4 protein-coding genes are annotated in these 11,202 nt (G+C 46.7%); all 4 read left to right on the forward strand.

Features of this window, described 5'->3' with window-relative positions; translation table 11 throughout:
* Nucleotides 1-39: 39 nt before the first annotated feature.
* A complete protein-coding gene (asp1, locus tag EKM75_RS07715; protein ID WP_125693467.1) occupies nt 40-1,554 on the forward strand; it encodes an accessory Sec system glycosyltransferase Asp1 in 1,515 nt (504 codons plus the stop codon).
* A gap of 27 nt (nt 1,555-1,581) precedes the next feature.
* The gene (locus EKM75_RS07720) at nt 1,582-3,114 is read left to right on the forward strand and encodes a glycosyltransferase (RefSeq protein ID WP_125693471.1); all 1,533 of its coding nucleotides are present in this window, start codon (nt 1,582-1,584) and stop codon (nt 3,112-3,114) included.
* A gap of 72 nt (nt 3,115-3,186) precedes the next feature.
* On the forward strand, nt 3,187-4,074 hold the full coding sequence (locus EKM75_RS07725) for a zinc metalloprotease (RefSeq protein WP_125693472.1): 888 nt from the start codon (nt 3,187-3,189) through the stop codon (nt 4,072-4,074).
* A 1,015-nt stretch (nt 4,075-5,089) separates the two neighbouring features.
* Nucleotides 5,090-11,202, forward strand: a 6,113-nt coding sequence (locus EKM75_RS07730; RefSeq protein WP_225426678.1) for a KxYKxGKxW signal peptide domain-containing protein, incomplete at its 3' end; no start/stop codon positions are given.

Consider the following 11,202-nt stretch of genomic DNA (forward strand, 5'->3'; position numbering starts at 1 on the left):
AAGGGCTTCCTTTCACAAAAATGATGGGAGTGTCGGGCTGTGTATTATTTTGTTAACGAGTATATTCTCCAAAAAAACTCTAGTGTTGAACATACAGCGATGAAACGGGTTAAGTTATTTAATCACTATAAAACACCCGCTAAGATTGTCACCAAGATTTATGATCGGTTATTACACCAGACGATTAAGAAGTTTGATGTTGACGATAGTGAAGTCTTGAATATGTTTGATTACTTCCAAGAAGCAACTGCTTTATCCGCCGATAAATTCTTAACAACTGAAGACATGAATATTCCAATTGAATACGAAATCAATGTTGGTGCCAACTTCAGTGGAATTTTTAACGGTGACCGGTTGGTGGAGAACGTCGGGTTTATTCCTGGCACGATTGGTCGTGTCTTTTATCAGGAGTTTTTCGACCAGCAAGGTAACCGAGTTGGCACTGATCTTTGGGACTGGCGTGGGTTTAAGTCAGCGACACAATATTTTGGACAGAACGGTCAGCTGATTTCTCAGCGGTATTACAATGTTTCAGGGGCAACTGTATTAGAAGAATACTTTGCGCCTGATACAGAAGGGAAGCCGCTTTCTTCCCGTTTGATTTTGAAGAACTATCGGGATAAGGGTGATTTGTTCTTCCAGAACGTGGATGACTTATTCGTTTTCTTCCTAAATGAGCTGAGCAAGCAAGATGCTGACACAACGTTTATGGTCGACCGTCCAGGTACTGGGGTTCAACCAATGTTGGCCTTGAATGATGCATCAAAGAAATACTTGTACATTCCAATTAATCATGGGGTAAATCCTAATGATCCTGTCTTTACAGATATGGATGGGTTCTTGCAGCCGGCCTTTGAACACTTTAATCAATTTGATGGGTTTATCACGGCCACACCGCAACAGGCGGAGCACTTGCAGACACGCTATCCTAAGGCGCACATCTTCTCAATCTCAGGGACATCGACGTTACCAGTCTCCAAAGAAGGGACAGGTAATGTGGCTGTTACCGACCGGAAGCCACACAGTTTGATCTATGTTGGTCGGATTGCACCGGACAAGCAGATTGATCAACAATTACGGATGTTTGCGTTGGTTAAGGATCGGGTGACCGATGCGACAATGACCTTATTTGGTTATGGTGACCCTAAATATGTTGAAGAAATGAAGAAGTTAGTCACTGAGCTGAAGCTTGATGGCAGTGTGACGTTTATGGATTACGTTCCTGGGTTGGACAAGCTTTACGACCAGTATCAAGTTATGACGAACATGTCGATGGCTGATGGTGGTCCACTGGCAATGCAAGAAGCGATGATTCATGGGGTTCCTGTAATTAGTTACAAGTTCAACTATGGTCCAGCTGAGTATATCAAGGACGGCAAGGATGGTTTCCTTGTTGATTCTGGTCAAACGTTAGCTATGGCTGAGGATGTTGTCAAGCTGTTCAACGATGATAAGCAATTAGCCGAATTTAGTAATGCCGCCTATACTTCAGCACATACCCGTTGGACACGACGGAAAGTCTGGAATCGTTGGCAAAAAGAGCTAGGCCTCTAAGGTTGATGAAGAAAGGATGATCCGGGAATGTACTATTTCTTAAACGACAACATGCAATTCTCAAAATCTGGGATTGAACAATCTGAAATAAATCGACTTCATTTATTTGAAAAACACCAAATCTCAGCTAAAATTGTGACACGAGTTTTCGCCATGGATTTAACGAACGTCTTAAAGGACGCTAAGATTGATCGTAAAAATTTCGTGAATTTATTTGAATACTTCTGTGGCAGCAGCGACGTAGAGAGTCGGCCGTTCATGCTGAATGATTTCCCATTACCTGCGAACACGACAACGACGCGTAAGGATAATCAATTACAAGTTTTCGCACAAGGAAAAATGCTAATGATTATCTACTTCCGAGGGAACACTGAGGAAATTAGTAACGTGCAGTACTTTGACATCAATGGTCGGACCGTTTCAATGGTTTGGTGGGACGTTCGTGGGTTCAAGTGTCTTGAACAGTTCTTCGATTGGGACGGAAAAATCTCACAAGAACTGTATTCTGGCCCCGATGGTCGTGTGCACATTGAAAAGAATCATTACCTCAATCGTGCCGGTAAAGAAAGTTTATCTTGGCGAGTACTAAACTATAAAAAAAGTGATTGGGTCTTCGCTGGGATGAATGAGCTGACACGGTTCTTTTATGATGAATTGAACGCACTTGATGATCACAACGTTTATATCTGTGACCGGACTGTTGAATGTGACTGGGCACTCTTTCACATGCATACCCCAGCGTTTAAGGTTTTGCACCTTCACAATGATCACGTGTCTGACCCAAGTGATATGATCAATTCACCCTTGAACAACAATTACACAAATGCATTGAATAACTGGGCACAATGGGATGCCGTCATTTCATCAACGCCTGAGCAGTCTAAGGACGTTGAAGACCGTTTTGGAACGGATATTCCGGCATTTACGATTCCCGTTGGTTACGTGACGGATGATGAAATTGCTGAGAAACATCAGGACTTTGCCAGTCGACAAAAAGGGCTAGTGGTCCACGTTGCCCGGCTAGCACCAGAAAAGCAACAAAACCATTCAATTGAAGCCTTTGCTGAAATTCACAAGCAATTTCCTGACGCTCGGCTTGAACTGTGGGGTTATGCTAACGGTGACATTGAAAAGAAGTTTAAGCAACAGGTGATGGATGCTGGTTTAACAGATGTGGTCTTGTTCAAGGGATACACGAACAATATCGCAGCTGTCTATGATCGCGCCGAAATTGGGGTTCTTCCAAGTCGGGCTGAAGGTTTTTCTCTGACGTTATTAGAAGCTCAATCACATGGTGTCCCAATGATTGCTAACGACGTTAAGTATGGCCCTAGCGATATTATTCAGGATGGTCAAACTGGTATGTTGACCGAAGATGGTCATCCAGAACAATTGGCAGCGGGGTTGATTAAGTTGTTAGGTGATCAGGAACTCTTAGAACAGTACAGTGATGCTGCCTATGAGAACGCCAAGCGGTATTCAGAAGATGCCGTTTTTGAAAAGTGGCAGGAATTAATCGACTACTTTGATAGTTTGATTCATGAAAAGGCAGCAGTTTAGTCCAATCATCATTGTTAAGACCGCCAAGAACGAGTAAAGTTTTTGGCGGTCTTTTTGTAAGGAAGGGACACAATGAAATCTAAGAGTCGGTTTAAAGTTTTAGCTGCTGTGATTTTGGTGGTTATCTTATTTGGTGGAATGACGTACTTAGGGAAAAGTTATCATCAAAATCTCGTCAAAGGACCGAATAACCATTATTATCAGCGAACGAAGACGTTTAACAAAGGAAAAATACAACAGCACATCTACTCACAGTCTGAGCTAAGTCAGCTAACGTTGGTTACCCATGGCAGCCAATATTCAGGCAATACAAGTTTGGATACTGCATCGACTGATCACGATTATCAGCTCAATGGGCAACCGTTACCTAATATCGTTGGGCCTGACGGGGTGCTCCAGCTATATAATCAATCTGGCTTCATGACCAGTCAGATGGTCGTGGCTGCTGCCAAGTATTGGAATAAGATTGCCGGAAAAAAGATTGTTGAAGTTGTGTCAAAACAGTATCAGAGTGATGAGGTAATCCACGATGGGCAGAAGAGCCAGGCTGTTTTGGGCGGACAGACGTATAATGGCCAGGGGATTCGATTCTATCCCGGTAACTGGCGTAGTCTTGGTAGCTTGTCTAAGCGAAACCAAAATAATTGGAAAGAAGCGGCACTTATTCATGAGATTGGCCACGCACTGGGGATTCCCCATCTGGGTGGGGGGATTTTAGGTACGAATGCCAATACCGATGGGATTTCAACCACTGAGCTGATGGCGACATGGACGGTTGCACAACCGAAATCGCCGAAGCAGAATAATTCAGGCGTTCGAAGTACGAACGTTGATGCCGCGGCTTTAGCCTTGGCGGGTCTTAGCTGGGAGAAGCCCCAACGCCTGGCCAGCTGGGTGTTAAAGACGCCTGGGAGTTATGTGAACTATGATAATGGTAAGATTGTTTCCACAATTAAATGATAGATAAGCTCAAAATTGCTTCTTAGAAGAGGGCGTCATGCTGGATCAAAGTATGATAGACCACTTTCTAGGAAGCTTTTTTTGTTAACTATGGTTTGTTAAATTAAGAAACCGCCGATTTCAGATGAAGTTGGTGACAACGTAGCTGATTTTTAGCGAGTAAATGAAAGTTAAGTAACCAAAAATACCCAAATCAATGAGCGTTGTGAGTCAGCTTGAATTTAAAAAGTCCCTGTAGTGGGCTTAAATATGTTCGCTGATGTAAAGCTTTCTAAAAGTTCAGCAATTATTGAAAGCTTTAGCGGAAGGCAAGATAAGCGTCAAAGCTCGAATTGATAGCTAAACGGACTAACAATATGATGTTACACATGCGGCACTATGGAGTGTAAATTCAAATTGGCATTTTAATTTGATCTTGTAGTAAACAAACTAATGGGACAAAGTGCTTGATTTATGCAGCTTAATATGGCCAGTGAAATCGGTACCATTTTTACGAACAGACAGATAATTTAATTGAATTCTAATTTAACGAACCAAAAAAGCAAAAAAATAGTTCCAGAATTGTTAATCGTCTCGGGCGTGCACGACCAGATGGTATTAGTGATTAACATCTACATACATCTTACGAATCCTTTAATACCGGCGCTTGTAAACTGATTATAGCAGTCAAACACCTGATTTATTACTTTTATTAAAGCCCCACAACGAAATCGGACTAGAACAGAATTTATGTGATAATTTTAACGAAAGAAACTTTTTCGCCATTTTCTCAGATATACCAATTACAAATACCTTTTTAGAATAGTATGTATAGTAAATTTATGATAAGATTACCGTGTTGAGGCGTTCGTTTACAGGGAATGTTTGTTTATAGACGGTACGCTTCATATTAGAAACGTGTATAGGCCAATTGTTATTGCGGCCTAACATTGAGTGCGAAATTAATTTTTAACGTAGCGCTTGCAATTATATCTATCATTGTCAACTTCAAGGAGGACGATTAAAAGTGAAATTCATGCGGAACAAAGCTTTTAATGGCGATCCCAAGTTACGTTACAAGATGTACAAGGTAGGGAAGACCTGGGTCTTCGCTGCATTGGCTTCTTTTTCGTTATTGGGCGCTGGGACTCTTTCTGCAAGTGCTGATTCTACCAGCAAAGCAGATAGTGCCACTAGTAGCTCAGCGGTCGCTTCAAGTGCAAATAGTTCATCAGGTTCTGATGCAAGTCAGCCAGCTACCAGTACTGCAGCCAGCAGTGTGGCAGCTTCTTCAGCTGTTTCATCCAGTGCCGCCAATTCAGTAGCAAATTCAGAAAATCCGTCAGATACTACCGTAGCTCCAGTTGCCGAATCAACTGGTGTGTCTACGCCTAGTAGTTCATCGAATTCATCTTTAAGCAATGAGACAAGTGATACTACCAGTGCAGTTGTCACTAGTGCCGAAGCTACGAGTGCGTCAACGGTCGACGCAGCTAGTGCTGCTGCTACGGCAGCTCAGTCTGTTCACACCGATGTGACGTTGAGTGAGAACGTGACTAAGACGGTTACTAAGGTAGCAACTACTAAAAAAGCTGTTACGACGACCCCAGTGGTTGAGACCGCAATGGTTTCAGCTGCTAGCTCCAGCGCCAATGCTGGAAGTGGGGCAGACAGTACAGCAGCTAGCACAGCGTCAAGCGCCGCAGCTGCTGCTCAGGAAAGTGCCAGCAACGCAAGTAGCTATGCAGGTTTAGTGCCAACCTCTGACACTGAAAATGCTTACGCTGCAACCAGTAGTTACGCCGCTAAGACGACGACTGCTGCTGACTTGGCACAGTATTACAACAGTTTGGCCTCTGCGTTCAAGCAGGCTGTCGCAGATGGTAAGGGTGATTCCGATACTAACATCGAAAAATACACCACTGCTCTCTCGTATGCTAGCTCTGCAGCGCAAAACGCAGTGTCTTACGCTGATCTTGCTTCCAGTGCTGCAGCAGTTGCTAAATCAGCCGCAGCTACTGGATTGAAAGATTTAGTAAGCAGTGCTAACGAGCCAACGTTCTCAGCAGCTACTGCAGCTAGTGAAGCTGCTGCTTCAGCATCAGCCGCAGCCAGCAGCGCATACAATGCAACGCAATACGATACCAGTAATGCTGCGGCCGTTGCTGCTTATGCCACTGCCAACAGTGCCGCTGCGGATGCAGCCAACGCTTCATCCTTGGCCGCTTCGATAGCAGGTGACGCTCAGGCACAGTACAATTTGGCCACCAGCGCTGCATTGAGTGGTGACTACGAGGCTGCTAGCAATGCTTTAGTTGCCGCTAATAGTTTGGCATCTCAAGGCTTAGATGCATACTCAGCTGCAAGTACTGCTAACTCGAATGCACAATCGGCAGCCGAAATGGCCACGTCAATCGCTGTAAATGATGCAGCTGTGAAGGCTAATTCCAGTGCAGTGTTAGCTGCTAGCTCGGCTAGTGCAGCCAGTTCATTGGCAACTGCAGCATCGAGTTACCACGGGAATCAGTCAGAACAGTATGCAAGTAGTGCAGCTTCGCACGCGACGTTAGCAAACTCTAGCTCCTCGTTGGCTAGTTCAGCCGCTTCGGCTGCTGTAGTTGCGACGAGTGCTGCCGATGCTGCTTCATTAGCGCGGGTTGCCAGTTCAGCCGCTGCTGACGCTAGTCTTTCGTTGCAAGGTGCTTCTAGTGCTGCCTCATTGGCTGCCGCTTACAACACTAATACTGAAAACACCCAGACTGGTGAAGATTCAGATACAAGTGCCATTGGTGGGACGACAAACGCAATTGTGACGACGAATGATGCCGTGACGATTGGTACAGGTCAAGATGGCTCAATTACTTTATCTAACAGTATGACACTTGGGTCATACAAAGAAAGTGGCCTACTAGGCGGAACTTACGATTACAAATTAGATGGTAACGCAACGTTCACCTGGTACGTTTCCACCGACGGTAAGAACTGGACGGTAGATTCCACCACTACTGGAAACAAAACGACTACAACCTATACACCAGCGTACACGGCTGCGGGAACATACTACTATCAACTAGTCGTAAGCGGTTCTAAGGTTGCCAAGTCGACTCTAGGATCCGTCAAAAATAGAGCAACATTCTCAACTCCTTCAAACGTCATTACCGTTGTGGTTTCACACGCTGACGGCAACTACACGAACCAGGCATCGAGTGCTGCTGCTGCTGCTAATACGGCCGCCGCTTTAGCCTCATCCATGGCGAGCGCAGCCAACTCTAGTTATGATTTATTAGCAAGTACGATCGACATCAGTTTGAACAATGATATCTCAATCTACTCCTACGCTCAACTTGCTCAGCAGGCTACCTCAGGTGCTTCATCATACAGTGCCTTAGCAGTTGCAGCTGCGAGCGCGGCTACTGAAGCAAGTAGTCTGGCGGCTGTTAACGAAGCTGCTCACAATTATACAGATGCTTCTTCTTATGCGGCTGCAGCTCTCGTGGCACAAAATGCTGCTAGTTCCTACGGTGTGTTGACCAGTTCAGCGGCCTCGACGGCGGCTGGTCACTTGGATCAAGCATACAACGCAGCAACTGCACAAGAAAATGCTAACAAATACTTGGCATCCAGTTACGCAGCAACGGCATCATCTGCAGCCATTAAAACGGGTGCTCAAGCAGAAATTGCGAACTCAAATGCAGCCGATGCGGCGAACGCCTTTGCCTCGGCACCAAATTATCAAGACCTGGCTTCTGCAGCCAATGCCGCAGCAATCGCTGCCAACGCAGAAGCTTCCATGTATGCAAGCTCTGCTGTTGAAGTTTCAAAGAAGGCAGCTTCATTTGCCGCGGATGGTGATTTAGTTAATGCCAAGGCACAAGCCAACAACTCGTTGACACTGTTGGAATGGGCGACAAACTCCGCTAATGCGGCTGCTAGTTCCGCTAGTTTAGCTACTAAGACGATTGTAGAAGCACAGTCATCTGCAACGAGCACGGCCGCTGCTTCAACTGCTGCGATTGATTCAGCAGCTACGGCGTCTGCACAAACCGCTGGCTCAACGGCAGCTTCCTTAGCCGCAGCTATGACGCAAAACACCAGTTTAGGAGCTTCCTATGTCACTGCCGCCGCAAGCTACGCTCAAGACGCCCAGTTTGCTGCAGCTACGGCTGATGCCGCTAACAACGAAGCTAACAACTACATGTCAATGGCTTCTTCAGCAGTTGCCGCTGGTAACTTCGCTATGGCTAGTGAATACTCCACGGCAGCTGACGCAGAATTAGTTGCCTCAGCACAGTTAGCTTCAACTGCTACGGTAGCGGCTTCAGCTGCAACGGAGAATGCTAAATATGCTGTGATGTATTCTAACAACTTGGGTTCTTACAAAGGAAAGCCATCTGCTGATGCATGGTCTCTGCTGGGGGTAATTATTTCTGGTGGGTTCACCCAGCAAGCAACGAAGACGACTTCCACTACTTCGGGGAAGACGATTACGCTTAGTAACAGTGCTACCACTGGATTGGGAGCCATCAACGCAACCCATACTGCAACCTGGTATGTTCAGATTAACGGGGTTTGGCAGAAGGTTAACGCAGTTGGTAGCGGACTGTTCAACTCAACTACCGAGTCAGGCGATATTAAAGACGCCAGCGGTAAAGTCGTTGCTAGCTACACACTGACTGATACTACGCCATGGTATTCAGGTGCAGCCACGGCTGCAAGTACTATGTCCGTAACAATTGCAGATGACTTCACTGGATCACTGGCCTTTCAATCATCCGCTAGCTACACGGGGACAAGTACGATTACCGGTTCCTTCTGGAGCCAATTATCTGCGATCGATGTTTATGACAGTGACATTCCTGCTACTGGTATTAGCATTGATGGGGATGATTACATCCTGAACAGTTCAGATACGCATACCTCTGGTAATTACACGGCAACGACTAACCCTGGTAACGCTACTGGTGACATTACGTGGTCCAGCAGTGATGAATCAATTGCGACGGTTAACTCTGATGGGGTTGTTACACCAACCTCTGCATCGTCAGCGGGAAAGGTAACAATTACTGTAACCATCACAAACGCTGATCAAACGACCTACACCGCAAGTAAAGTAGTTACGGTTGGTAACGGTTTGGCAGATAAGAATGCTAATACCGGTGATAAATTCACCTGGTCACCAGAAATGGAAACTGATGAAACTAGTAGCAATTTGACTTACCAGTGGTACTACTCTGCAACTGCAGGTAGTCAAGGCACAGCAATTGATGGTCAAACGAATGCCAACCTGAACATTGACGAAATTACGGCAGCTCATCAGGGCTACTACACGTTAGTTGTAACGGCCACTGTTGATGGTAAGACGTCAATCAGTACGTTAGGCCAAGCTCACTTAACGGTTGATTCTAGCTACACGAATGGTTCTTCTTCATCAGCAAGTCTCGCAACTGATGCGGCCAACGAAGCAGCTGACTATGCTAGTGTTGCCAACTCTTATGGGAACGTGGCACAGCAATACGCTGAAAACGGATCAAATGCTAGTTCATACGCAGCGCAAGCCTCAACTGCAGCGTCAACTGCTACTTCTGCAGCGTCTGCAGCGCAATCCGCAGCAGATGCAGCGTCCGCAGCATACTCAGCGGCGTCATCAGCTGAAGCTGAAGCTGACAACTCTGCCGCTTCTAGCTATGCAAAACAAGCTTCCGCAGCTGCTTCAGCCGCCAAGGAATCTAAGGATCATGCATCTAGTGCAGCCTCAGATGCACATTCTTATGCAAACCAGGCAATTGTAGCAACTGATGATAGCGACAGTGATTCGGACTCCGACAGTGATTCTGATAGCGACAGCGATTCAGACTCTGACAGTGACTCAGACTCCGACAGTGATTCCGATAGCGACAGCGACTCTGATTCCGACAGCGATTCAGACTCTGACAGCGATTCCGATTCCGACAGTGACTCAGACTCCGATAGCGACAGCGATTCAGACTCTGACAGCGACTCCGATTCCGACAGCGATTCAGACTCCGACAGTGATTCTGATTCCGACAGCGACTCCGATAGCGACAGCGATTCCGATAGCGACAGCGACTCCGATTCCGACAGTGACTCAGACTCTGACAGCGATTCAGACTCCGACAGCGACTCAGACTCCGACAGTGATTCCGATAGCGACAGTGACTCGGACTCCGACAGTGATTCCGATAGCGACAGTGACTCGGACTCCGACAGCGACTCCGATAGCGACAGCGATTCAGACTCCGACAGTGATTCTGATTCCGACAGCGACTCCGATAGCGACAGTGATTCGGACTCCGACAGCGACTCCGATAGCGACAGCGATTCAGACTCCGACAGTGACTCCGATAGCGACAGCGACTCAGACTCCGACAGTGATTCCGATAGCGACAGCGACTCAGATTCCGACAGTGACTCAGATAGCGACAGCGACTCAGACTCTGACAGTGACTCAGATAGCGACAGCGACTCAGACTCCGACAGTGATTCTGATTCCGACAGTGACTCAGACTCTGACAGTGATTCCGATTCCGACAGTGACTCAGACTCCGACAGTGATTCCGATAGCGACAGCGACTCAGATAGCGACAGTGATTCAGACTCCGACAGCGACTCCGATTCCGACAGTGATTCCGATAGCGACAGCGACTCAGACTCTGACAGCGATTCCGATAGCGACAGTGATTCTGATTCCGACAGCGATTCCGACTCTGACAGTGACTCAGACTCCGACAGTGATTCCGATAGCGACAGCGATTCAGACTCCGACAGCGACAGCGACTCCGATAGCGACAGCGATTCTGATTCCGACAGCGATTCCGACTCTGACAGTGACTCAGACTCCGACAGTGATTCCGATAGCGACAGTGATTCGGACTCCGACAGTGATTCTGATTCCGACAGTGATTCAGACTCTGACAGCGACTCAGATAGCGACAGCGACTCAGACTCCGACAGTGATTCCGATAGCGACAGCGACTCAGATTCCGACAGTGACTCAGATAGCGACAGCGACTCAGACTCTGACAGTGACTCAGATAGCGACAGCGACTCAGACTCCGACAGTGATTCTGATTCCGACAGTGACTCAGACTCTGACAGTGATTCCGATTCCGACAGTGACTCAGACTCCGA

The sequence above is a fragment of the Levilactobacillus tongjiangensis genome (assembly GCF_003946345.1).
Taxonomy (GTDB): Bacteria; Bacillota; Bacilli; order Lactobacillales; family Lactobacillaceae; genus Levilactobacillus; species Levilactobacillus tongjiangensis.